The organism is Pseudomonas sp. FSL R10-2189 (assembly GCF_009600325.1).
GTDB lineage: Bacteria > Pseudomonadota > Gammaproteobacteria > Pseudomonadales > Pseudomonadaceae > Aquipseudomonas > Aquipseudomonas helleri.
On record NZ_WIVZ01000004.1, the window covers coordinates 176,070 to 199,219 of the forward strand.

Annotated in this window: 26 protein-coding genes; 15 read left to right on the top strand and 11 right to left on the bottom strand. The window is 58.2% G+C overall.

The window, feature by feature from the left end:
- Nucleotides 1-240 precede the first annotated feature (240 nt).
- The 3 genes from GHO32_RS05205 to yaaA are packed head-to-tail and all read right to left on the bottom strand — an operon-like array spanning nt 241 to nt 2,324.
- A complete protein-coding gene (locus tag GHO32_RS05205; protein WP_153338270.1) occupies nt 241-1,059 on the bottom strand; it encodes an SDR family oxidoreductase in 819 nt (272 codons plus the stop codon).
- Nucleotides 1,060-1,069: 10 nt separating this feature from the next.
- Entirely contained in the window at nt 1,070-1,534 is a 465-nt protein-coding gene (locus tag GHO32_RS05210; RefSeq protein WP_048389804.1) for a hypothetical protein, read from the bottom strand.
- A 10-nt stretch (nt 1,535-1,544) separates the two neighbouring features.
- Nucleotides 1,545-2,324 carry a peroxide stress protein YaaA gene (gene yaaA / locus GHO32_RS05215; protein WP_153333473.1) on the bottom strand — a complete coding sequence of 260 codons (780 nt, stop codon included), beginning with the start codon at nt 2,322-2,324 and terminating at the stop codon, nt 1,545-1,547.
- 220 nt (nt 2,325-2,544) lie between these two features.
- On the opposite strand from yaaA, the gene GHO32_RS05220 reads away from it, so the two are divergent.
- Nucleotides 2,545-3,672 (top strand): polysaccharide deacetylase family protein, encoded by a 1,128-nt coding sequence (locus GHO32_RS05220; protein WP_368668483.1) that lies wholly within the window; start codon nt 2,545-2,547, stop codon nt 3,670-3,672.
- Between the two features lie 42 nt (nt 3,673-3,714).
- Here the strand turns inward: GHO32_RS05220 and GHO32_RS05225 are convergent, their stop codons facing one another.
- The gene (locus tag GHO32_RS05225) at nt 3,715-4,035 is read right to left on the bottom strand and encodes a hypothetical protein (protein WP_153333471.1); all 321 of its coding nucleotides are present in this window, start codon (nt 4,033-4,035) and stop codon (nt 3,715-3,717) included.
- A gap of 478 nt (nt 4,036-4,513) precedes the next feature.
- Between GHO32_RS05225 and GHO32_RS05230 the strand changes: the two genes are divergently transcribed.
- The gene (locus GHO32_RS05230) at nt 4,514-5,908 is read left to right on the top strand and encodes a PhoH family protein (protein ID WP_123749662.1); all 1,395 of its coding nucleotides are present in this window, start codon (nt 4,514-4,516) and stop codon (nt 5,906-5,908) included.
- Nucleotides 5,909-5,994: 86 nt separating this feature from the next.
- A complete protein-coding gene (locus tag GHO32_RS05235; protein WP_368668482.1) occupies nt 5,995-6,894 on the top strand; it encodes a LysR family transcriptional regulator in 900 nt (299 codons plus the stop codon).
- Nucleotides 6,895-6,964: 70 nt separating this feature from the next.
- Here the strand turns inward: GHO32_RS05235 and GHO32_RS05240 are convergent, their stop codons facing one another.
- On the bottom strand, nt 6,965-7,411 hold the full coding sequence (locus GHO32_RS05240) for a DMT family transporter (protein ID WP_048368235.1): 447 nt from the start codon (nt 7,409-7,411) through the stop codon (nt 6,965-6,967).
- Between the two features lie 163 nt (nt 7,412-7,574).
- Between GHO32_RS05240 and moaC the strand changes: the two genes are divergently transcribed.
- The 4 genes from moaC (at nt 7,575) to GHO32_RS05260 (ending at nt 10,939) form a co-directional block, all read left to right on the top strand.
- Complete coding sequence (gene moaC / locus GHO32_RS05245; protein WP_123750132.1) at nt 7,575-8,048, top strand: cyclic pyranopterin monophosphate synthase MoaC; 474 nt, start codon at nt 7,575-7,577, stop codon at nt 8,046-8,048.
- Entirely contained in the window at nt 8,045-8,290 is a 246-nt protein-coding gene (gene moaD, locus GHO32_RS05250; RefSeq protein WP_153333467.1) for a molybdopterin converting factor subunit 1, read from the top strand. The genes moaC and moaD overlap by 4 nt, the downstream gene beginning before the upstream one ends.
- Before the next feature lie 3 nt (nt 8,291-8,293).
- Entirely contained in the window at nt 8,294-8,761 is a 468-nt protein-coding gene (gene moaE / locus GHO32_RS05255) for a molybdopterin synthase catalytic subunit MoaE (RefSeq protein ID WP_153333465.1), read from the top strand.
- A gap of 156 nt (nt 8,762-8,917) precedes the next feature.
- Nucleotides 8,918-10,939 carry a type VI secretion system tip protein VgrG gene (locus GHO32_RS05260; protein WP_153442786.1) on the top strand — a complete coding sequence of 674 codons (2,022 nt, stop codon included), beginning with the start codon at nt 8,918-8,920 and terminating at the stop codon, nt 10,937-10,939.
- A 78-nt stretch (nt 10,940-11,017) separates the two neighbouring features.
- On the opposite strand, the gene rhlB is transcribed toward GHO32_RS05260, so the two are convergent.
- Both rhlB and GHO32_RS05270 read right to left on the bottom strand, forming a co-directional pair.
- The gene (gene rhlB / locus GHO32_RS05265; protein WP_153333461.1) at nt 11,018-12,508 is read right to left on the bottom strand and encodes an ATP-dependent RNA helicase RhlB; all 1,491 of its coding nucleotides are present in this window, start codon (nt 12,506-12,508) and stop codon (nt 11,018-11,020) included.
- Nucleotides 12,509-12,592: 84 nt separating this feature from the next.
- Nucleotides 12,593-13,249 carry an alpha/beta hydrolase gene (locus tag GHO32_RS05270; protein ID WP_153333459.1) on the bottom strand — a complete coding sequence of 219 codons (657 nt, stop codon included), beginning with the start codon at nt 13,247-13,249 and terminating at the stop codon, nt 12,593-12,595.
- A 419-nt stretch (nt 13,250-13,668) separates the two neighbouring features.
- Here GHO32_RS05270 and GHO32_RS05275 point away from each other — a divergent pair, with 419 nt between their 5' ends.
- The 4 genes from GHO32_RS05275 to GHO32_RS05290 all read left to right on the top strand — a co-directional run bounded on the left by GHO32_RS05275 (nt 13,669) and on the right by GHO32_RS05290 (nt 17,832).
- A complete protein-coding gene (locus GHO32_RS05275; RefSeq protein WP_048368227.1) occupies nt 13,669-14,697 on the top strand; it encodes an amino acid ABC transporter substrate-binding protein in 1,029 nt (342 codons plus the stop codon).
- 68 nt (nt 14,698-14,765) lie between these two features.
- On the top strand, nt 14,766-15,947 hold the full coding sequence (locus GHO32_RS05280; protein WP_153333457.1) for an amino acid ABC transporter permease: 1,182 nt from the start codon (nt 14,766-14,768) through the stop codon (nt 15,945-15,947).
- 10 nt (nt 15,948-15,957) lie between these two features.
- Nucleotides 15,958-17,055, top strand: a complete 1,098-nt coding sequence (locus GHO32_RS05285; RefSeq protein WP_048368225.1) for an amino acid ABC transporter permease — start codon at nt 15,958-15,960, stop codon at nt 17,053-17,055.
- A 12-nt stretch (nt 17,056-17,067) separates the two neighbouring features.
- A complete protein-coding gene (locus GHO32_RS05290; protein WP_123749670.1) occupies nt 17,068-17,832 on the top strand; it encodes an amino acid ABC transporter ATP-binding protein in 765 nt (254 codons plus the stop codon).
- Nucleotides 17,833-17,854: 22 nt separating this feature from the next.
- Here the strand turns inward: GHO32_RS05290 and GHO32_RS05295 are convergent, their stop codons facing one another.
- Nucleotides 17,855-18,331 carry a type II toxin-antitoxin system MqsA family antitoxin gene (locus GHO32_RS05295; RefSeq protein WP_153333455.1) on the bottom strand — a complete coding sequence of 159 codons (477 nt, stop codon included), beginning with the start codon at nt 18,329-18,331 and terminating at the stop codon, nt 17,855-17,857.
- Nucleotides 18,331-18,639, bottom strand: a complete 309-nt coding sequence (locus GHO32_RS05300) for a type II toxin-antitoxin system MqsR family toxin (protein ID WP_153333452.1) — start codon at nt 18,637-18,639, stop codon at nt 18,331-18,333. Before GHO32_RS05300 ends, GHO32_RS05295 begins: the two co-directional genes overlap by 1 nt.
- Before the next feature lie 165 nt (nt 18,640-18,804).
- Between GHO32_RS05300 and GHO32_RS05305 the strand changes: the two genes are divergently transcribed.
- The 4 genes from GHO32_RS05305 to GHO32_RS05320 are packed head-to-tail and all read left to right on the top strand — an operon-like array spanning nt 18,805 to nt 21,566.
- On the top strand, nt 18,805-19,464 hold the full coding sequence (locus tag GHO32_RS05305; RefSeq protein ID WP_153333450.1) for a FadR/GntR family transcriptional regulator: 660 nt from the start codon (nt 18,805-18,807) through the stop codon (nt 19,462-19,464).
- A complete protein-coding gene (locus tag GHO32_RS05310) occupies nt 19,454-20,773 on the top strand; it encodes a CynX/NimT family MFS transporter (RefSeq protein WP_153333448.1) in 1,320 nt (439 codons plus the stop codon). The genes GHO32_RS05305 and GHO32_RS05310 overlap by 11 nt, the downstream gene beginning before the upstream one ends.
- 56 nt (nt 20,774-20,829) lie before the next feature.
- Nucleotides 20,830-21,300: a nuclear transport factor 2 family protein gene (locus tag GHO32_RS05315; RefSeq protein WP_123749675.1), complete on the top strand. Its 471-nt coding sequence runs from the start codon at nt 20,830-20,832 to the stop codon at nt 21,298-21,300.
- Nucleotides 21,301-21,302: 2 nt separating this feature from the next.
- Nucleotides 21,303-21,566, top strand: coding sequence for a GIY-YIG nuclease family protein (locus GHO32_RS05320; protein WP_123749676.1), 264 nt, complete (start codon nt 21,303-21,305; stop codon nt 21,564-21,566).
- Between the two features lie 72 nt (nt 21,567-21,638).
- Here GHO32_RS05320 and GHO32_RS05325 read toward each other — a convergent pair whose 3' ends face one another.
- The gene (locus tag GHO32_RS05325; RefSeq protein ID WP_153333446.1) at nt 21,639-21,989 is read right to left on the bottom strand and encodes a glutaredoxin family protein; all 351 of its coding nucleotides are present in this window, start codon (nt 21,987-21,989) and stop codon (nt 21,639-21,641) included.
- Nucleotides 21,989-22,993, bottom strand: a complete 1,005-nt coding sequence (yejK, locus tag GHO32_RS05330; RefSeq protein WP_048368212.1) for a nucleoid-associated protein YejK — start codon at nt 22,991-22,993, stop codon at nt 21,989-21,991. Before yejK ends, GHO32_RS05325 begins: the two co-directional genes overlap by 1 nt.
- Nucleotides 22,994-23,150: the final 157 nt, after the last annotated feature.

Below are 23,150 nucleotides of genomic sequence, written 5' to 3' on the forward strand. Positions count from 1 at the left end.
ATCGAGACTGAACATAGTCTATTGGCGATTTAATATCACTTCTGAAGTGTCGATTCAAACAATTTTGTTTTATTGAATAAGCCGTCAATAAAGAACTTGTCGGCTGTGCGTGAGCGGGAGAGGGCGTTGTTTAAGTGGATGTTTAACGTGGGTTTAAAACGCGCGCCAGCCGTCATAGGGCTTCATGCTCTTTCGATATAAGCCCTATAAATTCCGGCACTTTGATGTGTTGGGCGACTGTTAACGATTCAAGCCAAATCGCTTCATCAGAATATTTTGCAGCAGCCCGGCCGGCACCAGCGCGGCTAGCAGCGGCAGTGCGCGGCTGCCATTACCGTACCTCAGCAGGTGGGGTGGTTTTGGGCGGTCTACGGCGTTAAGTACGGCTGTGGCGAACGCGGTGGCGGGGGTGGGGTTGTCTTGCGAAGCTTTGGCCCGTGCACGAATGCCTTCACGCATCGGCCACCACGGGGAGTTTTCGCTGATCAAGTGCTCAGCCTGATCGCTGGCATTTTTCGCAAACTGGGTGTTGATGGCGCCAGGCTGGACTTCCAGCACGCGGATACCGAACGGCGCCAACTCCATGCGCAAGGCGTCGCTCAGTGCATGGACCGCTGCTTTCGAGGCGCAGTACGCCCCGGCGAACGGGGTGACGAGTACACCGGACACGCTGCCGATGTTCACCACCAGCCCTTGCTTGCGACGCAGTTGGGCAAACAATGCGCGGGTGACGCCAACCACTGAAAACACATTGGTTTCAAACTGCTGCTGCAGGCCGTCAACACCCCCGTCGAGCACCGGGCCCATGGCGCCGTAGCCAGCGTTGTTGATCAGTACATCCAGCCCGTCGGTCTCCTGGCTCAGACGCTCAGCCAGTTGCGCCAGCGCTGCCGGATCATTGACGTCCAGTTGCAGAGCGATAAATCCGGCGGCTGCCAAGTGCTCGACATCGTGCGGTTTGCGGGCGCTGGCCCACACTTCATGGCCGGCTGCCTTGAACGCATCGGCCATGGCGCGGCCGATGCCGCTGGAGCACCCGGTAATCAAAACACGGCGCATCGAAATATCCTTAATTGGAGAAGCTGCCTTGCAGGCGCTCAGCGCGAAATTCCAGGCTTGGCGCGCGATACCCGGTGCGCAACGGCGGCATTGGCAAACAGTCTTGCCACGAGGCGCCTGCCTGCAACTCACCGGGGCCACGATAATGCGGGGCTGTGTACTGGTTGTCAGCGAGGTTGACCGTGTCACCCGGCGCGTACGCCGCGATCCGCCAGGACAGCTCGCTCAGCGGCACGTCATTGCTGTTGGTCAGGGTTAACTGCAGCGGGCGGTCTGCGGGGCATTGTGCCGGGTCGTAGACAATGCGCAGATCCAGCCGGGCCAATTGATCGGCCTCCCGGCTGTCTTGCCAGGCCACGCAGGCAGCCACTATCGCCAACCCGACCAGCGCTGCCAGCGACACCGGAAACGCCTTGCGCGGGTAGCGCAGCAACAGTACGAGCCAGGCAATGATGAGTAAAACGCCGACAAACATGGCTACGCCTCTACTCGGGAGCTTCGTCGCGCAAGAAAACCAGCAGATCGGGCTTTGACTGTTCAGCGCTGTAACGATAGCCCTGAGCGTCAAACTGCTTGAGATCGGCCGGGTTGTTAATGCGTTCCTTGATCACAAAACGGCTCATCATGCCGCGCGCTTTTTTAGCGTAGAAGCTGATGATTTTGTGCTGACCGTTTTTCAGGTCCTTGAATTCAGTATTGATGATGCGAGCGTTCAGGGCTGACTTTTTTACCGCCGAGAAGTACTCGTTGGAGGCCAGATTCAGCAACACATCATCGCCTTGCTCAGCCAGCGCCTCATTCAGCCATTCACTGATACGGGTGCCCCAGAACGCGTACAAATCCTTGCCCCGGGCATTGGCCAGCTTGGTGCCCATTTCCAGGCGGTAAGGTTGCATCAAGTCCAGCGGGCGCAACAAACCGTAAAGTCCGGAGAGCATGCGCAGATGCGCTTGAGCGTAGTCGAAATCGGCCTCGCTGAAGTCCACCGCGTTCAGGCCGGTATACACATCGCCTTTAAACGCCAGCAGCGCCTGTTTAGCGTTGTCAGGGGTGAAGTCGGGGGTCCAGCTGCCGAAACGGGCCGCGTTGAGGCCCGAGAGTTTGTCGGACAAATGCATCAGCTCGCCAATCTGTTGCGGGCTTAATGTGCGCAGTTGTTCGATCAACTCCTGGGAGTGATCCAGGTATTGCGGCAAGGTGAAACGCGCAGTGGCTGGCGGCGTCTCGTAGTCGAGGGTTTTAGCGGGTGAAATCACCATCAGCATGAGGTCGTCTCCTGTTAGCGTCCGGACGATTCTAGGGGGTTGAGCGGTTTGACTCCACCTATGGTGGTGATAGGCCCCGAAAAACAAGGCGTTTGTAGTCGCTGACGAGGCACGAAGGCTGCGATAGGGGGCAGATCAAAAGATCGCGAGGCAAGCTCGCTCCTACGGGGGAATGGGTTAGCGGTTATAGTGCTGGCAGTTTTTAGACGGAGATGGCTCTGTGCGCATTGCTCTTTTTTTGTCGGCCTGGCTGGTGTGTCTGGGGGCAGTGGCGGCGCCCAATGATCCGGCGACGCTGGACCGTACGACCTGGCCAGAGCCATTGAGCAGTCCGGTCCTGTTTGATGTCGCCTCGCGTGCCGAGATCCTGACGTTCGCCCATGCCTTGCTGGTCAGCGAAGGGCTGGATGAGAACGGCCTTAAAGAGCGACTGGGCCTCAAGGTCATCAATATGGATGCGATTGATAAAGTCCGTCAGCGCCTGTGGCAACGCCTGTTGGCCAATTACACCTTTGCCCAGCAAAGCTGTGATCAGGATGCTTCGTTCTGTTATTACGTCGAAGACATGGCCAGCCTGCGTGAACAGGCGGGCAAGTTCGAAGTGGCCGATGATTCTTTCTACGTGAAATGGGCCGAACCGAGTGCCGGATTTCACCGTCGTTACCTGGATGAACAGTTGCGCCTGGCCGCGCTGTCGCCACAAATCAGCAGCGAAATCGCTCTGCTGGGCGATCAGGAGTTCAATGGTGAAAACATGCACGACCGGCTGTTCATGCTGACCTTCGACAGCGGCCCGACGGTCATCGGCGGCACCACCGACTGGCTTACTGACTATCTGCGCAAACAGTCCATGAGCGCGACGTTTTTTGTCTTGGGCAACAGCTTGAAAGCTCGCCTCGACAAAAGCTCCGATCAGGCCCTGAGGGCGCTGTACAAAGGTCAATGTGTAGGCGTGCAAGGGTGGGAATATCGGGCCCACAGTCATTGGCAAAACTGGCAGGACTCGGTGCTGCGCAGTACCGCGCTGGTGAAACAGGTGTTGCCGCAACACTACGTGCCGTTGTTCCGGCCGCCTTACGGCCAGCGCAGGGCTGATAGCGGGGCGTTTTTTGACTCCCAGGGCTTGCAGGTGGCGTTGTGGAACATTGACTCGCAAGACCTGGCCGGCAGCCTCACGGCCGAGCAGTCGGCACACCGCGTATTGACCTTGATGCTGTTGTGGCGCCATGGCCTGATTGCCTTCCATGACACCCAGGACAAAGTCCGCAGCGCATTGCCCTGGCTGCTCAAGGCGACGGTGCAGAGCGGGTTGGGCTGGGAGGAGTGCGAAGCCTTGGGGGCGCAGTAATCTGGGCGCCCGCCCGATTGGGCGAGCGCTTTGCTGTAGCCCTTACAAAAGGCGCAAGGCCAGGTCGGCACCGACACGAAGGTATTCAACTTGCGAGACCACGGCATCTTTGACGATGGCTTCCCCGGTATCCGTCAGTTGGGCTTTTTTTGCATCAATGACCGACAGCTGTAGCAGTTGCATGGCAACGTCCATGGCTTTTTGAAAAGCGGTGATGTTGTTGTGCTGGCCAAACTCATTGATGACCGCCGCCATGCGTTCGTCAGCGTTGTCGCGCAGCTGGCGGTATTCAGTAACAGACACGCTGCCGTCCTGGTAAATCTCGAGCAGCATTTGCTCCAGGGTTTTGGAAATAGGGGTCATACGGATTCCTTTGGCATAAAAAATGTGAGCGCAGGCCTTAATGAACCGGTGCGTCACGAAGCTTAGTGCTGCCAAAGAGAAAGACGAGTAGGGGGCATCCCGGCGTTTTGTAAGAGCCGTCCGGCCTTGTGGGGAGAGATTTCGAGGCGGTATTTTCGGCGCGCCGAAGCAGGCGAATACTGGATTAAATGCCGCAGGTTGTGTCAGGTAACTACTGAGCCTAGTAGCAATTTTGCAGGTCGCCAAGGCTATTCGTCAGTCAGAAAAATAAAACTGCCAAACAGTAAAAATACTTTTTTTTGTCACATGATTTGGAGTATTACCAAGACAGACCGCCGAAACCTGCAACACAGGTGGCGTCTTCCAAGACCCATCGGGCAGGGCATTCATCTGACAGAAACAGATGAATTCGGCAGTCACTCGAGGCGCAGCACTGTTGCGGTATTGCGTCGAATGGCTCCCACAAAGGTGACCGAGTATGGATGATCACGGACGCACTCCTTCTTCCAACCAGCCAATCCTTTATGTACTCGATACCAATGTTCTGATTCACGATCCAAATGCTTTGCTCAACTTCGAGGAACACCACGTCGCTATCCCGATGACGGTGCTTGAAGAGCTCGACAAACTCAAAACCGGCAAGCTATTGGTGGCAGCGGAGTGTCGCCAGGCAATTCGTTTGATCGATCAGACCCTGGGCGTGGCTTCGCCAGAAGACGTTGAAAAGGGCGTGCCGATCCAGCGAGGCAAAAGCGGGCCCAAGGGCTTTCTGTCAATCCTGATGAACAAGCGCAGAGAGCCTAATGCGCTGCTCCCCGAAAACCTCAACGACAACATCATCATCAATCAACTGATTGACCTGCACGCCCGTGAACCGAACCTGCACGTGGTGCTGGTGACCAAAGACATCAACATGCGGCTCAAGGCTCGCGCCTGTGGGGTCGAGTCCGAGGACTACAGCACTGACCAACTGGTTGACGACGTGTCGATGCTGTCACGCGGCTACCACACCATGACCGGTTCGTTCTGGGACCGCGTGAGCAAGGTCGAAACCCGTCAAGGGCACGGCCGCACCTGGCATCAGGTGCAAATGAACGAAAACCTGCCATCGGTGCACATCAACGAATTCATCATTGATGAGCAAGGGTTTGTGGGCTGGATCAAAGAGGTGCGCAAGGACCACCTGCTGATTCTCGACATGCACCAGGAACCGTTGCTGCACCAGGAAGCCTGGGGCTTGAAACCGCGGGATATTTACCAGGGGCTGGCGCTGTTCGCCTTGCTCGATCCGGATATTCATCTGGTTAACCTGTCGGGTGCGGCGGGTTCGGGCAAAACCATTCTGGCGCTGGCGGCCGCCATTGAACAAACCATGGTCAGCAAGCGCTACCGGCGCATTATCTGTACCCGCAGCGTGCAAGGGCTGGATCAGGAAATCGGCTTCCTGCCGGGCACCGAGGCCGAGAAGATGGAGCCGTGGCTGGGGGCCATCACCGACAACCTTGAAGCCCTGCACATGGATGACGAAAACACCCACGGCAGCGTGGATTACATCCTCAGCAAAGTGCCTTTGCAGTTCAAATCGCTTAACTACATCCGGGGGCGTAGTTTCCAGCAAAGCCTGATCTTGATTGACGAGTGCCAGAACCTCACGCCGCACCAGATGAAAACCATCATCACCCGGGCGGGCGCGGGCTCTAAAGTGGTGTGCCTGGGCAACCTGGCGCAGATCGATACGCCTTACCTGTCGGCCACCAGTTCGGGGCTGACCTACCTGACGGAGCGTTTCAAAGACTTCCCCAACGGTGTGCACATCGCCCTGCAAGGCGTCCCTCGTTCGATCCTGGCCGAGTACGCAGAGTCGCATCTCTAACACTTCTGACATAACCTTGATCCGGGCGGCCTAGAGCCGCCCGGTTTCGTTGTGGCGCCAGCCATGTTTAATCAGGAGCTGCCAAGGTGTTACTGCGCACTATCGATTTGAACCTACTGGTGGTGCTTGATGCGCTGCTCACGGAAAAGCACGTGACCCGCACCGGTGTGCGTTTGCACTTGAGCCAGCCGGCCATCAGCCATTCGCTGAGCAAGCTGCGGTTATTGCTCAATGACCCGCTGCTGATTCGGCAGGGCAACGAAGTGGTGCTCAGTACGCTGGCGCAAAACATTCAGGCGCCGCTCAAGGTGATTTTGGGGCAGATCGAAACCTTGCTCGGTCAGTCGGTCGACTTTGTGCCGGGGGAATCGCAACGCACATTCCGCGTGGCGATGTCCGATTACGGCGCGGCCATCGTGTTGCCCAAGTTGGTGGAGCAATTGCGCGAGCTGGCGCCCGGCATCTCGCTGGTGGTGGTCCAGGACAGCCGCCTGGGCATGCTCGAACAACTCGAACACGGCAAGATAGACCTCGCGCTGGGTGTTTTTGCCACGCTGCCCGAGTTCCTCTGCAGCGAGGTGTTGTTCGAAGAAACCTTTACCTGCCTGCTCAACCGCAACGTCCTGCCCGAGAATGGCGTGCTGGACCTCGATACCTATCTGCAACGGCCCCACGTGCTGGTGTCGATGGACGGCAACACCCAGGGCGAAGTCGACAACGTATTGCGCGCCCAGGGCTTGCAGCGCCATGTCGCGGTGAACGTGCCTCATTGGAGCGCAGCCCCAAGCGTGATTGGCGATACGGACCTGATTCTGACGGTTGCCACCCGCACCCTGGGCAGCCTGCCATTGGCCGATTCACTGGTCAGATTGCCGCCGCCTTTAAATGTGGCGCCGTTTAACTACGTGCAGGTCTGGCATCAGCGTTTCAGCGACGATCCGGGGCATCGCTGGCTGCGGGGTGTGCTTCGCCAGGTTTCACTGTAGGAGCGAGCTTGTCTCGCGATCTTTTAAAAAATCAAAAGATCGCGAGGCAAGCTCGCTCCTACACACATAATCAGCCGCGCGAAGCGATCAAAAATCCAGCCAGCACCACACTCACACCCAACAGTTTTTGCAGACTGGGGGTGTTTTTTGGTAGCCCAAGCAAGCCGAAGTAATCAATCGCCAGCGAGATGATCAACTGGCCCACCACCACCGCCATGATGAAGTTGAGCGCGCCCAGACGCGGCACGGTAATCAGCGCCACGGTGATGTAAAAAACCCCGGCCAGGCCTCCGAGCCACATCCACCAAGGGCCGCCCAGCAGTGCGCCAAGGTTGGGGCGGGGCACTTTGACCAGCAGCATCACCACGGCGATTGCGGCGCCGCTGACCATCAGGGAAATGACCGTGGCCCAGAACGGGTGACCGAGCACGGCACCGAGTCGGGCGTTGCTGCCGGCTTGCATCGGCACAGCGGCGCCGGCCAGTAAACTCAGGGCAATGGCTATAAAAAATGGCATGGATTTGACCTCTCTGAACGATGTGCATGTTGTACGTGCAAACCCGCCAGGCGGCCAATTCGATGTTCGGATGCGCGGTATTCGCGAGGTCGATGGCCCTCGCATACGTGGGCAAAACGCAACCTCGGGCTTACACTGGCAGCTCTTGTCTGGAGAACTCCCTGTGCTGACTCATTTAGATGCCCAAGGCCGCGCCAATATGGTTGATGTCACCGATAAAGCGGTGACGTCCCGTGAGGCGGTGGCACAAGCCGTGGTACGCATGCGTGCTGAAACCCTGGACATGATCGTCAACGGCGGCCACCCCAAAGGCGACGTGTTCGCCGTGGCGCGAATTGCCGGGATTCAAGCGGCGAAGAAAACCTCGGATTTAATCCCGCTGTGCCATCCGTTGATGCTCACCAGCGTCAAGGTTGAACTCAGCGCCCAGGGCACCGACGCGGTGTTGATCGTCGCGCGCTGCAAACTGTCCGGGCAGACCGGGGTTGAGATGGAAGCCCTCACCGCTGCCAGCGTGGCAGCCCTGACCATTTATGACATGTGCAAGGCAGTCGACCGTGGCATGACCATCGAAAATGTGCGCGTGCTCGAAAAGCTCGGCGGCAAGAGCGGCCACTTTCAGGCAGACGCGTCATGACATTCCACGTGCATTTCTTTGCCCGCTACCGTGAAGCGCTGGGGTTGGACAACGTCTCAGTCGAAGGCCAATTCACCTCTGTTGATCAATTGCGCCAGCACCTGCTGCAACAGGGCGATGCGTGGCAGGTCTTGGCCGAAGCCAACCTGATGTGTGCGCGCGATGAAGAACTGTGCAAGCTCGACGAGCCGCTGACAGACGGCGACACCGTGGCTTTTTTCCCGCCCGTGACCGGAGGCTGAGCCATGGCCATTCGGGTGCAAGCAGCTGCCTTTGATCCGGGCGCAGAAGTCAACGCACTGCACGCGGCCAACCTGGGTGTGGGCGCGGTGGTGAGTTTTGTGGGGTACGTGCGCGACTTCAATGACGGGCGCGATGTAGCGGGGATGTTTCTCGAGCATTACCCCGGCATGACCGAAAAGGCCTTGGCCAAAATCGTGGTCGAAGCGCAACAGCGCTGGCCGCTGCTCAGCCTCGAAGTGCTGCACCGGGTGGGGGCGCTGGAGCCGGGTGAGCCCATCGTTTTTGTCGGCGTGGCCAGCGCCCATCGTCAGGCGGCTTTTGATGCCTGCGCGTTCGTGATGGACTACCTGAAAACCCGCGCACCCTTCTGGAAGAAAGAACACACCGCCGACGGCCCGCGCTGGGTCGAAGGCCGGTCCAGCGACGACGCCGCCGCTAAGCGCTGGCAGCGTTCATCCTCCGAATTGTAGGAGCTGGCGAGGCACGAAGGCTGCGATCTTTTAGGGAACAAAATATCGCAGCCAGGACACAGCGTGATTTCTTTTATTTTTTTCAGAAGTCTCCTACAGCGTCGATTCCTGTTCATCCGTTAGCGTGCCTGCCTCTCTGTCGGGAAGGATTCACGGATGGCCATTTCAGCCCGTAACAACCGTTTTAACCTGAGCATCAAGGGCGTCGACCATGAGCTTCAGGTGTTGGCCTTCACGGGCAATGGAGCCATCAGCACGCCTTATGCCTTTGAACTTGAACTGGTCAGCGCACGCGCTGACCTGGACCTCGAGGCATGGCTGCATCAGCCTGCGTTCCTCGCATTTGACGGCCAAGGGCTGGGGATCCACGGGCATATTTCCAGCATGGGTCGCAGCAGCCCCGGCACGCGCTTGACGCACTATCGCCTGACACTGGAACCGCAACTGGCCTACCTGGCCCATCGCACCAACCACCGTATTTTTCAGCATTTAACCGTGCAGCAAATCATCGAGACCCTGCTCGAAGAGCACGGCATTCTCGGCAACGCCTACACCTTCAATTCGTTCTCGTCTTACACGCCACGGGATTATTGCGTGCAATACGGCGAGTCCGATTTGCGCTTTATTCAGCGTCTGTGTTTCGAAGAGGGCTTCCACTACCACTTTCGGCACTCGCCAGACGGCCATCACCTGGTGTTCGGCGACAAGCAGCAAGCGTTTACCTCGCTCAACCAACCGACGCCCTACGTACACCGTGCGGGCATGGTTGCTTCGCAGCCGTCCATCGATCACTTTGGACTGCGCTTGCAGGCCAGCACCAACCGTACGTTTCGCCGCGATTATGACTTTCAGCAGGCCAGCCGCACGCTGGAGGCAGGCAGCAGCGCTGAACATAACGAGCGCGCCCTTGAAAACTACAGCTATCCGGGGCGCTTCACTGAAACGGCCCTAGGCCAACTGCAAAGCCAGCGCACACTTGAGCATCATCAAACCGGCTACTGCCAGGCCAGCGGCAGCAGCAATCAACCGAGCCTGAGCACGGGGCACTTTTTGCCGATGACCGGGCACCCCAATGCGACGTTCAATAGCGGCTGGCTGTTGATTGGCGTTCAGCACGAAGGCAAGCAGCCGCAAGTGCTGGAAGAGTATGGCGCCAACACGGCGCAGGCCGACGCAGGCGGCTTTAGCCAAGGCTATCGCAACACCTTCCAGGCGACGCCAGAGGCGGTGACCTACCGCCCGCAAACCGTCTTCCCCAAGCCACGCCTGATCGGCAGCCAAACGGCTCGCGTCACCGGGCCGGTGGGGGAAGAGATCCATTGCGATGAGTACGGCCGGGTGCGGGTTAAATTTCATTGGGACCGCAGCGCTGCGGATGACGACCAAAGCAGCTGCTGGTTGCGCGTCTCGTCGAGTTGGGCGGGGGACAACCACGGCGCGGTGACCATCCCGCGTGTGGGCATGGAAGTGCTGGTGGGTTACCTCAATGGTGACCCGGACCAGCCCATCATCAACGGTTGCCTGGCCAACAGCCTCAACCCGACCCCGCTCGCACTGCCCGCCAACAAAACTCAAAGCGTATTACGCAGCCGCAGCACTCCAGGCGGGAGCGGCTACAACGAACTGCGCATCGAAGACCGCAAAGGCCTGGAACATATCTACCTCCACGCCCAGCGCGATCTGCAACAACACATCAAAAACGACAGCCGCTTGCAGATCGAGGGCAAGCGCGAAGAAACCGTCACCGGCAACAGCGTTTCGGTGCTCAAGGCGCAAGAACAGCGCACCGTCAGCCTGGATCGCAAGGTCCAGCTCAAGGCCAACGATCACCTGGCCGTGGCCGTCAGCAGCCACACCGTGGTGGGCGGCGCGCTAGTGGCTGAAGCAGGGATGCAAGTGCATATCAAGGCCGGGGCGCGGGTAGTCCTGCAGGCCGGGGCCAACATCACCCTGATGGCGGGCGGGCAGCATGTATTGATTGGTGCGGCGGGCATCTACGCCAGTTGCCCGATATTGCTGGGCGGCTTGCCCGTGCCGGGCCTGCCTGCGGTGCCATTGTTGCCGGGGGAAGTGGCGCCCATGCAAGGCGTGTCGCTAGCGCCTTCAACGCAAATGCTGGCGTTGAGCGAAGGCAAATCAGTGTGCCCGCAGTGCGAAATGCTCAAAAAACCACTGTAGGAGCGAGCTCGCCTCGCGATCTTTTGGCTTAAAAGATCGCGAAAACCCGCCCCCTATGCAGACGTCGGGGCTGACGTTTTAAGCCGTTTCACTCGGATCATGCGGCTTGCGCACCGCTCTGACCACAGGGCGCAGCAGTTCAGTCGGCGGTGTTTCGCAGCTGATTTTGCGGCCCAGCTTTTCTTCGATGGACGGCAACTGGTACGAGTCGTCTTCACCGGCAAAGCTGATGGAGACACCCGCTGCACCCGCACGACCTGTACGGCCAATACGGTGCACGTAGTCGTCCGGCACTTCGGGCAGGGTAAAGTTGATCACGTGGCTGATGCCGTCGATGTGGATGCCGCGACCCGCGACGTCGGTGGCCACCAAGACGCGGATTTTGCCTTCGCGAAAGCCTTCGAGGGTCTTGATGCGTTTGTGCTGGGGCACGTCACCCGACAGTTGCGCAGCATTGATGCCGTCGCGCACCAGGCGTTCTTCGATGCGTCGCACTTCGTCTTTGCGGTTGGCAAATACGATCACGCGTTCCCAGCCGTTGTCGTTCACCAGGTTGAATAACAGTTTGTATTTGTCAGCACCCGCCACCGCGTACACGTGTTGCTCAACCAATTCGTTGGCCACGTTCTGCGCTTCGATTTCAACGATCGCAGGGTCGGTGGTCCACTGTTTGGCCAGGTTCATCACGTCTTCGGTGAAGGTCGCGGAGAACAGCAAGGTCTGACGCTCAGCCTTCGGCGGCGTCTGGCGAATGATCTGGCGTACTTGCGGGATGAAGCCCATGTCGAGCATGCGGTCAGCTTCATCGAGCACCATGACCTCAACCATGTCCAGGTGCACTTCGCCGCGCTGGTTGAAGTCCAGCAGACGGCCCGGTGTGGCCACCAGAATGTCGCAGTGACGGGCTTCCAGCTGCTTGAGCTGTTTGTCGAAGTCCATGCCGCCCACGAAACTCATGACGTTGAGGTTGGTGTATTTGGTCAGGTCGGCGGCGTCTTTAGCGATTTGCACGACCAGTTCGCGGGTCGGCGCAATGATCAGCGCGCGCGGCTCGCCCATGTAACGCTCTTTGGGCGGCGGGGTCTGGGTCAGTTGGCTGATGATCGAGACCAGAAACGCTGCGGTTTTGCCGGTGCCGGTCTGGGCGCGGCCAATGGCGTCGCGGCCACTCAAGGTGTAGCCCAGCACTTGCGCCTGGATCGGCGTGCAGTACGGGAAACCCAGGTCCTGGATGGCGTGCATCAGTTCAGGGGTGAGTTTGAAGTCATGAAAGCGGGTTTTGCCTTCTTGTGGCTCAACCACGAAGTCTTCGAGTTTCCACGGGATGACCACAGGCTTTGGCGCCGGTGTACGCCGTGGTTTGGCCGCTTTGGGTTTTTCTGTGCGCGCAGGTTCAGGTGCGGGCGTGGCTGCGGGCGTGGACACCGCGGCGGGTGCAGGTGCAGAACGGCCAGGCTGTTGCGCGTCGGTTCGCGGGCTGGGGCTGCTGGGGGGAGTCATGGACGCTGGCGCGAGCGGCTCAGCCTCGCTTTTGCCGAATATTTTTTTGAGTGCTTTGAGCACGGTCATCTCATCAGTTGGTTAAGGAGTGTACGCCGGGCAGTGTAATGCAAGTCGCGTGCTCGGCGTAGTAAACGACTGGATGTTTCGTTTTTAGCGCAGGCGCTCGGTCAGCCAGGCACCGATGTCGCGAATTTCTTCTGGTAACACTTCGTGCCCCATCGGGTACTCCTGCCATGTAACGCTCACACCCAAACGCTTCAAGTGTTCATACGCGGTACGGCCCATGGAATTCTGGACGACCTCGTCATATTGGCCATGCAGGCACAAAGCCGGCGTGCGTTGCTGGCTGGCGGACAGTTCCATCTCATTACTGAAGGTTGGGGCATAGGTGGAGAGGGCAAGTACGCCACCCAATGCGCCCTGCCATTTTAGATAGGCGGTATGGAAGACCACGGCGCCGCCTTGGGAAAAACCGGCGAGGAAAATTCGGCTGGCGTCTATTCCGGCACTTTTCTGTGCTTCGATCAGCGCAACCACAGTGTCTGCCGATTCGTTCAGTTCTTGCTCACTGATCGAACGGGCCGGGCTCATGGCCTTGATGTCGTACCAGCTGGGCATGGCATATCCGCCATTGATCGTCACTGCACGGGTCGGCGCCTGTGGCAAAACAAACCGCGTGGTCAGCAGCGTTTCTTGCAGTGCTTCGGCCACCGGGAGGAAGTCGTAGCGGTCGGCACCTAGGCCGTGAAGCCAGATCACACAAGCGTCTGCGGGCTTTTGCGGTTGAAGGATCAGAGGTTCGGTCATGGCTGCTCCATTATTGGGCGCTCGCGCAAAAAGCGTGCGCAAGAAGAGTGCGTGTTCGATTCAAATTTAAAGAAGATGTCGCCTGCTTGAACGTTTTACCTAAAGAAACATATCGAGATGCATAAATCTCCACAGTGGTACGGGCCTTGCTATGAGCACAGGGACGTTAGCTGAAGCATCTTCGCGGGTAACACTAACAGGCTACAGGCGAGGGTGGGGCAGCAAAACTCCTGACGGGTGAAGTTAGACAAGGAATTCAACGGCTCAAGTGAGCGCTTCAGTTTGAAGGCGAGTGCGATATATCCATCGCTCAAGGCTTATGCCGCTTGGCCCCATAAAAAGCCAACACGGGTCAACAATGCCTCACAAGGGGGCGGCGGGTCTTGTTCAAACACAACAAAGCAAGACTGGAGGTTTGAATGAAGCAGTTGAAATCCACCCTGGCCCTGGCCACCGCCGCTGTGGTGTTGAGTGTCACGGGTTTCGCTCATGCCGGCGCAACACTGGATGGCGTTAAAAAGAAAGGCTTCGTGCAATGCGGTGTCAGCGACGGTTTGCCGGGTTTCTCGGTGCCTGACAAAGACGGCAAGATTCTGGGGATCGATGCCGATGTCTGCCGCGCCGTCGCTGCTGCGGTATTTGGCGACGCCACCAAGGTCAAATTCAGCCAGTTGAACGCCAAGGAGCGCTTCACTGCCCTGCAATCGGGCGAAGTGGATGTGCTGTCGCGCAACACCACCTGGACCAGTTCCCGTGATGCGGGCATGGGCATGCTGTTTACCGGCGTAACCTATTACGACGGCGTTGGCTTTTTGGTCAACAACAAGCTGGGCGTGAAAAGTGCCAAAGAGCTGGACGGTGCGACCATCTGCATTCAGGCCGGGACCACCACTGAGCTCAACGTGTCGGATTACTTCCGGGCGAATAACCTGAAATACACCCCGATCACCTTCGATACCTCTGACGAAAGCGCCAAGTCCCTCGAGAGCGGCCGTTGCGACGTGCTGACTTCGGACAAATCCCAGCTGTATGCACAGCGCAGCAAGCTGGCCAACCCGAACGACTACATCGTCTTGCCAGAAACCATTTCCAAGGAGCCATTGGGCCCGGTCGTGCGCAAGGGTGATGAAGACTGGTTCAGCATCGTGCGTTGGACCCTGTTTGCCATGCTCAACGCTGAAGAAGCCGGCATCACCTCTAAAAACGTCGTGGCTGAAGCCAAGTCGACCAAAAACCCGGACGTTGCCCGTTTGCTGGGTGCGGATGGCGAATACGGCAAAGACCTGAAACTGCCGAAGGACTGGGTTGTACAGATCGTCAGCCAGGTCGGTAACTACGGCGAAGTGTTCGAGAAAAACCTCGGTAAAAGCACCCCTCTGGCCATCGACCGCGGGCTGAACGCCTTGTGGAACAACGGCGGCATTCAATACGCACCGCCTGTGCGCTGATAAGCCCTGTCACCCGGTGGGCCAACCACCGGGTGTTGTTTTTGATCCATTTTTTACTGGGGCATTTCATGCAGACAAAAGTCGGCGCACCCAAGCCCAGGCTCAGCCTTGGCGATCCACGTGTGCGTGCGTGGGTATTTCAGATCATCACCGTTGCGTTGGTGGTCTTCATGGGTTGGTACTTGTTCAACAACACTCAGACCAACCTGCAACACCGAGGGATTACCTCGGGTTTCGACTTTTTGGAACGCAGTGCCGGGTTTGGTATTGCGCAGCATTTAATTGATTACACCGAGTCCGACAGCTACGCCCGGGTCTTTGTGATCGGCTTGCTGAATACGCTGCTGGTGTCGGTGATCGGCGTGGTCCTGGCGACCATTCTGGGCTTTATTGTCGGCGTCGCGCGTTTGTCTCCGAACTGGATGATCAACAAGCTGGCGACGGTCTACGTCGAGGTTTTTCGCAATATCCCGCCGTTGCTACAAATCCTGTTCTGGTACTTCGCGGTCTTTTTGACCATGCCGGGGCCGCGTAACAGCCACAATTTTGCCGACACGTTTTACATGAGCAGCCGTGGCCTGAACATGCCGGCCGCCATTGCGACACCCGCGTTCTGGCCGTTTGTGATCAGTGTGCTGCTGGCGATTGTGGCCGTGGTGGTGATGCTGCGCTGGGCGAAAAAACGCTTTGAAGCCACCGGCGTTGCGTTTCACACCTTTTGGGCCGCGCTGGGCCTGTTACTGGTGATTCCAGGGCTGAGCGCGCTGGTCATAGGCGCGCCGGTGCATTGGGAAATGCCCGAGCTCAAGGGCTTCAATTTTGTCGGTGGCTGGGTGCTGATCCCGGAACTGCTGGCGCTGACCATCGCCCTCACGGTGTACACCGCAGCCTTTATTGCCGAGATCGTGCGTTCGGGCATCAAATCAGTCAGCCATGGCCAGACCGAAGCTGCGGCCTCGCTGGGCTTGCGCCCCGGGCCGACGCTGCGCAAGGTGATCATCCCGCAGGCGCTGCGAGTGATCATTCCGCCGCTGACCAGTCAATACCTCAACCTGGTGAAAAACTCATCGTTGGCGGCAGGTATCGGCTACCCGGAAATGGTTTCGCTGTTTGCCGGTACGGTGCTGAACCAGACCGGGCAAGCGATTGAAGTGATTGCCATCACCATGAGCGTTTATCTGGCGATCAGCATCAGCATTTCGCTCCTGATGAACTGGTACAACACGCGCATTGCGCTGATCGAACGGTGAGGGCGCGACCATGACGACGCATGTTTTCAAACCTGATATGCCGCCACCGGGCAACCGGATTGGCGTGGTTGCTTGGGCACGGGCGAACCTGTTTTCCAGTTGGCTCAACACCTTGCTTACGCTGTTTGCGCTCTACCTGGTCTGGTTGATAGTGCCGCCGTTGCTGAGCTGGACGCTCTTTGACGCCAATTGGGTGGGCACGACCCGGGCTGATTGCACCAAAAGCGGTGCCTGCTGGGTGTTTATCGAGCAGCGTTTTAGCCAGTTCATGTATGGCTATTACCCGGCCGCGTTGCGCTGGCGCGTCGATACGACGGTGTTGTTGGCCATCTTTGGTGCTGCGCCGTTGTTTATTTCGCGCTTCAAGCACAAGGCGGTTTACGGGCTGAGCTTTTTGGTGATCTACCCGATCCTCGCCTACAGCCTGCTGCACGGTGGGCATTGGGGCCTGACCACCGTTGCCACCAGCCAATGGGGCGGTCTGATGCTTACGCTGGTAATTGCCACCGTGGGCATTGCCGGGGCACTGCCATTGGGCATTTTACTGGCGTTGGGCCGTCGCTCGGACATGCCGGCGATTCGCGTGGTGTGCGTGACGTTCATCGAGTTCTGGCGTGGCGTGCCGTTGATCACCGTGCTGTTCATGTCATCGGTGATGCTGCCGTTGTTTCTGCCTGAAGGCATGAACTTCGACAAGCTGCTGCGGGCGCTGATCGGGGTGATCCTGTTCCAGTCGGCGTACGTGGCCGAAGTGGTGCGCGGCGGCCTGCAGGCCATTCCCAAAGGTCAGTACGAAGCGTCGGCAGCCATGGGCCTGGGTTATTGGCGCAGCATGGGCCTGGTGATCTTGCCGCAAGCCCTGAAGCTGGTTATTCCCGGCATCGTGAACACCTTTATTGCCCTGTTCAAGGACACCAGCCTGGTGATCATCATCGGCCTGTTTGACCTGCTCAACAGCGTCAAACAAGCCGCCGCCGACCCGACTTGGCTGGGTATGGCGACCGAGGGTTATGTGTTTGCCGCCCTGGTGTTCTGGATTTTCTGTTTCGGTATGTCCCGCTACTCCATACATCTGGAGCGCAAGCTGGACACTGGCCACAAGCGTTAGTAGGAGTTGGATATGAGTGAAGCAATTAAAAAGCCTGCTAGCCCTGAAGGCATTATTCAGATGCAGGACGTTAACAAGTGGTACGGCCAGTTTCACGTGCTCAAAGACATTAACCTGAACGTGCAGCCGGGTGAACGAATCGTGTTGTGCGGGCCTTCGGGTTCGGGCAAGTCGACCACCATTCGCTGCCTCAATCGCCTTGAAGAACACCAGCAAGGGCGCATTGTGGTGGATGGAGTTGAGCTGACCAACGACATCAAGCAGATCGAAACCGTGCGCCGTGAAGTCGGCATGGTGTTCCAGCACTTCAACTTGTTCCCGCATCTGACCATCCTGCAAAACTGCACGTTGGCGCCGATGTGGGTGCGCAAAATGCCCAAGCGCCAGGCCGAAGAAATTGCCATGCATTACTTGCAGCGCGTGCGTATTCCGGAGCAGGCCCACAAGTTTCCGGGGCAGTTGTCCGGTGGTCAGCAGCAGCGGGTGGCGATTGCCCGTGCGCTGTGCATGAAGCCCAAAATCATGTTGTTCGACGAACCGACTTCAGCGCTCGATCCGGAAATGGTCAAGGAAGTACTCGACACCATGATCGGCCTGGCCGAAGACGGCATGACCATGCTCTGTGTGACCCACGAAATGGGCTTTGCCCGGACTGTGGCCAATCGGGTGATCTTTATGGACAAGGGGGAAATCGTCGAGCAGGCCGCGCCGAATGACTTCTTCGACAACCCGCAGAACGACCGGACCAAACTGTTCCTGAATCAAATTCTGCATTGATGCAAACGCGGCGACCGAGGGGTTAACGTGTTTTTTCGCGCTGTTGCTGCTTTTGCTCCAACAGCGCATTGATATCCGCGCATTCGTAGATCGCGTGCAGCTCCTTGACCAGTTCCGGGTGGCGATCGAGCAGGCGCATCAACACAAACAGCGGTTTGGGCGGCTCGACTTCGGCCCGTTCATAGCGGCTGAAGGCATTGTGGCCGCCGCCGGACAGTAACTGCACCGCGCTTTTTTGGGTGAAGTGCAATTTACGGCGGATGCGTTTCATCTCGTCTGCCACGACCCGCTTGGCATCCTCGATCAGTTCATCACCTGCCAGGGCATAACGCTCTGCGCTGGGCGCATCGAACTCGACCTCAGCACATTCACTGCATTGCTCGCCTGCCAGATTGGGCACGTGGCGGGTTAATTGTTTGAACGTCACTGTGAAATCGCGGCCCTTGAACGGGTGCATCGCGTTGGGTGCGCCACAGGTGTAGCAATCATGCTTGCTCATCAGTCTTTTTCCTTGAAGGCAATGACGGGCGGCCCTCCACCGGGACGATAGGTCACCTTGATATACAGGGCCAAGCCGTAGGCTTGAGCGTGGTAGACGTCTTGCCAGACTTTGGGGTCTGCGTAAGTCGACATTGATTTGTACAAGAGCCTGCGCTCCAGAGACGCGATCACCCATAGCATCTGGGCAAGTGTTAGCCCCAGCATGCGCCCACCATCCAGCGCACTTTTGGTAAACGCCACGGCTCCCAGCCGTTTTACGTCGCCTTTTATGTACTGAAGGGTGTAGTGGGGTGTCTTCTTTTCCATAAGAGAGTGCCTCAATGCGCTCAAAACTACCCTTTAAGGGTTTTTTATTCAACGATTAATGTTCAAATTAAGCGGCCCTGTAATCTGTAGTTGATTGCTCTTATGGAAGGCGCTGACTAGCATGTAGGAAAATTCATCCTATGATTGGATGAAAGGACGGAATACATGACATACGCTTCCCCACTGATAAAACGCTCCCTGGTCGATCAGGCCCTTGAACAGCTGCGCGCGCGGATAAACAACGGCGCCTGGGAGGTCGGCCAACGCTTGCCGACGGAGCCGGAATTGGCGGCGGAGTTGGGCATAAGCCGCAATACGGTGCGCGAAGCCATGCGCGTGCTGGCCTTTGCCGGGCTGATTGAGATCCGCCAGGGCGACGGCAGTTATTTGCGCGGGCGGGTCGATCCCATGGACACCTTGCGCACGTTGTCGGCCTGTTCGATGGACCAGGTGCGCGAGATGCGCCACATCCTTGAAGTTGAGGCCGTTGGCCTTGCGGCCGTACGCCGTACCGATGAGGACTTGCGGCTGATGCAGCAAGCGCTCGATCTCAGTGGCCAGCACTATCACGGCGAACTCGACACCTACATTTGCTGTGACTTGCAGTTCCATCAGCATGTGATCGATGCCGCGCATAACCCGGCGTTGACGGAGTTGTACCGCTACACCTCAAGCATTGTTTCCAGCCAGTTGCGCAAGACGCTGGATATTTACCCGCGCCGCCAATCGGTGTTCGACCTGCATGTCGAACTGTTGGAGGCCGTCAAACAACAAGACCCACAACGGGCTATGGCGCTTTGCCGGACGTTGATCAATGAACCCTGAACCGGAGAAGGCCATGAACCATCCCTCGTCAGCCAGCAGCGAAGCCGTTCGTCATCTGGACGAACTGGAAGAATTACTGATCGACGCCGAAGTTGATGACGAGCAACTGCAACAGACGCCGCCGGTGGTGCTGCGCCCGTGGTTGTTGCTGTTGGGGCTGGTGCTGGTGGCGCTGAATTTGCGTCCGGCGCTGTCGAGCGTGGCGCCCTTGCTGGGTATTGTGTCGGACAGCCTGGGCTTGTCGGCCGCGCAGGCCGGTTTATTGACCACCTTGCCCGTGCTGTGTCTGGGCGTATTTGCGCCCTTGGCGCCGATTCTGGCGCGGCGTTTTGGCACTGAGCGGGTGGTGCTCGGGATTCTTCTGACGTTGGGCGGCGGGATCGTGCTGCGCAGTTGCCTGGGGGAGGTCGGGCTGTTTGCCGGGAGCATTCTGGCAGGCGCCAGTATCGGTGTGATCGGCGTATTGCTGCCGGGGATTATCAAACGCGATTTTGCCGGGCATGCCGGGACCATGACCGGGGTCTACACCATGGCGTTGTGCCTCGGCGCAGCACTGGCGGCCGGGGCAACGGTGCCGCTGAGTCATTACCTGGGCGACAGCTGGGCAATGGGTCTGGGCTTTTGGGCCTTGCCGGCCTTGTTGGCGGCTATTTTCTGGTTGCCGCAGGTGGGTAAGCGACAAGGCGCGCACAACGTGGCTTACCGGGTGCAGGGGCTTTTACGCGATCCGCTGGCATGGCAAGTGACGCTCTACATGGGCCTGCAATCGTCGTTGTCCTACATCGTGTTTGGTTGGTTGCCATCGATTTTGATCGGCCGTGGGCTGACCCCGACCGATGCCGGTCTGGTGATGTCAGGTTCAGTGATCGTGCAGTTGGCCACAGCACTGACAGCGCCCTGGCTGGCGACGCGGGGCAAGGATCAGCGTCTAGCGATCGTGCTGGTCATGGGCCTGACCCTGGCCGGGCTGTTTGGCTGTCTGTATGCGCCGATGGACAGCTTGTGGAGTTGGGCTGTTGTGCTGGGCCTGGGGCAGGGCGGGACGTTCAGCCTGGCGTTGACCTTGATTGTGCTGCGTTCTCGCGATTCCCATGTAGCCGCCAACCTGTCGGGCATGGCCCAGGGCGTGGGTTACACCCTGGCGTCACTGGGCCCGCTGGCAGTGGGCGTGGTGCATGAAGTGACCGGTGGTTGGGATGCATTGGGCTGGATTTTTGCCGTGATTGGCCTGTGTGCCATCGTCGCGGGCCTGGGGGCCGGGCGCGCGCTGTACGTCAACGTGCAGAGCGAGAAAATTCAAAGCCCGTAGTGTTTCGGCTCATTGCAGATTATCGTGCACAGATTCCTACCTGCACGGACCCAGCCATGAGCCAAGACCATCAAGCGTTAATCACGCGTTTTTACCAAGCGTTTGCACAGCTTGATGCGCAAGCGATGGGCGAGTGCTACACCGACGACGTAGTGTTCAGCGACCCGGTCTTTGGTGAACTGCGCGGTCACAACGCCACCGATATGTGGCGCATGCTGACCACGCGGGCCAAGGATTTCAGCCTGACCTTCGATCAGGTTCAGGCCGATGCGCAACGTGGCAGTGCACATTGGGTGGCGACGTATCTGTTCAGCCAGACCGGCAATACGGTGGTTAACGATATTCAGGCCCGGTTTGTGTTTCGCGACGGCAAAATCTGCGAGCACCATGACCACTTTGACCTGTGGCGCTGGTCGCGACAGGCGTTGGGGGCCAAGGGCGTTTTGCTGGGCTGGACACCGCTGGTGAAAAACGCCATTCGCGCTCAAGCGAAAAAAGGCCTCAAAGCGTATCAAGCCGGACGTTAAAGGTGAGTTCCAAACCTTGGTTTGTGTATTTGGTGCGTGCGGCCAATGGTTCGTTGTACTGCGGGGTCAGCGATGATCCGGCGCGCCGCTTCGTGCAGCATCAGACCGGTAAAGGCGCGCGCTTTTTTGCCTCAAGCCCTGCGGTGGCCCTGGTGTATGTCGAATCGTGGCCAGACAAAGGCGAAGCCTTGCGTCAGGAACGGCTGATTAAAAAGCTCAAGAAAAGCGCCAAAGAGTGCCTGGTGCAAAGTCAGTTGGCACTGTAAGAGCGAGCTTGTCTCGCGATCTTTTAAACGATCAAAAGATCGCGAGGCAAGCTCGCTCCTACAGATTTTTGGTTATTTCAACGCCGCGAGGATTGCGTCCGGGTTGAAGTCCCTGAGCAAGGTGCCATTGACGTCCAGAATCGGAATCCCGCGTCCGCCCAGTGCTTCGTAGGTCTGGCGCGCGGCGGCATCCTTGTCGATATCAAACTCTGTGTACGGGATGCCTTTCTGATCCAGAAAGCGCCGCGTGGCCTTGCAGTAGCCGCACCACTCGGTGGCGTACAGCACCACCCGGGCGCTGGCCCGGGTGTGTTCCGGAACAACACCGGAGGGGTTGAGTACCCGCTCGATCTTGCCCCAGTTCTGAAAGATCACGACCACCACCAGCACAAACAGGACTTTCTTGAGGATGCCGTTCAACATCACTTGTTGCGCTTGAGCTGGTCGAGCAGTTGGGTCGGCAGGCCCTTGATAACGAGTGTGCCGGCTTCTTCATCGAATTCGACCTTGGAGCCCAGCAAGTGGGCTTCAAAGCTGATAGACAAGCCCTCAGCGCGCCCGGTGAAGCGGCGGAACTGGTTCAGGGTGCGTTTGTCTGCCGGAATTTCCGGCGACAGGCCGTAGTCCTTGTTGCGGATGTGGTCGTAAAACGCCTTTGGGCGCTCTTCGTCGATCAACTCCGACAACTCTTCGAGGCCCATCGGTTCACCGATTTTGGCCTGGCTGCTGGCGTAGTCCACCAGGGTCTTGGTTTTTTCACGGGCGGACTCTTCGGGCAGGTCTTCGCTTTCAACGAAATCACTGAACGCCTTGAGCAGCGTGCGGGTTTCGCCGGGGCCGTCGACGCCTTCCTGGCAACCGATAAAGTCGCGGAAATACTCAGAAACTTTTTTGCCGTTTTTGCCTTTGATGAAGGAAATGTACTGCTTGGACTGTTTGTTGTTCTGCCACTCGGAAATATTGATTCGCGCGGCCAGGTGCAACTGGCCCAGGTCCAGATGGCGTGACGGGGTCACGTCCAGTTCCGAGTTCACCGCCACGCCGTCGCTGTGGTGCAACAGGGCGATGGCCAGGTAGTCGGTCATGCCTTGCTGGTAATGGGCAAACAGCACGTGGCCGCCCACCGACAGGTTGGATTCTTCCATCAGCTTTTGCAGGTGCTCGACGGCCACACGGCTAAACGCGGTGAAGTCCTGACCGCCCTCCATGTACTCCTTGAGCCAGCCGCTGAACGGATGCGCCCCGGATTCAGCATGAAAAAAGCCCCAGGCTTTGCCTTGCTTGGCGTTATAGCTTTCGTTGAGGTCTGCGAGCATGTTCTCGATGGCCTGGGACTCGGCCAATTCAGAGTCGCGGGCGTGGAGAACAGCGGGCGTACCGTCGGGTTTTTTCTCAATCAAATGAACGATGCAATGACGGATCGGCATGGGCTTCTCGGCGAATAATGAGCGGGGAGGGCATGCGCCCGGAAAGGCGCTAAGTGTACCGCACCTGAGCCACTGGGCAGCCTTCGTACCGCCTTTAGGGAGGGGATGGACGGTGTAGAGCGGTTTTTTTACGCTTTTAAGGCGATAAAGCTGACCA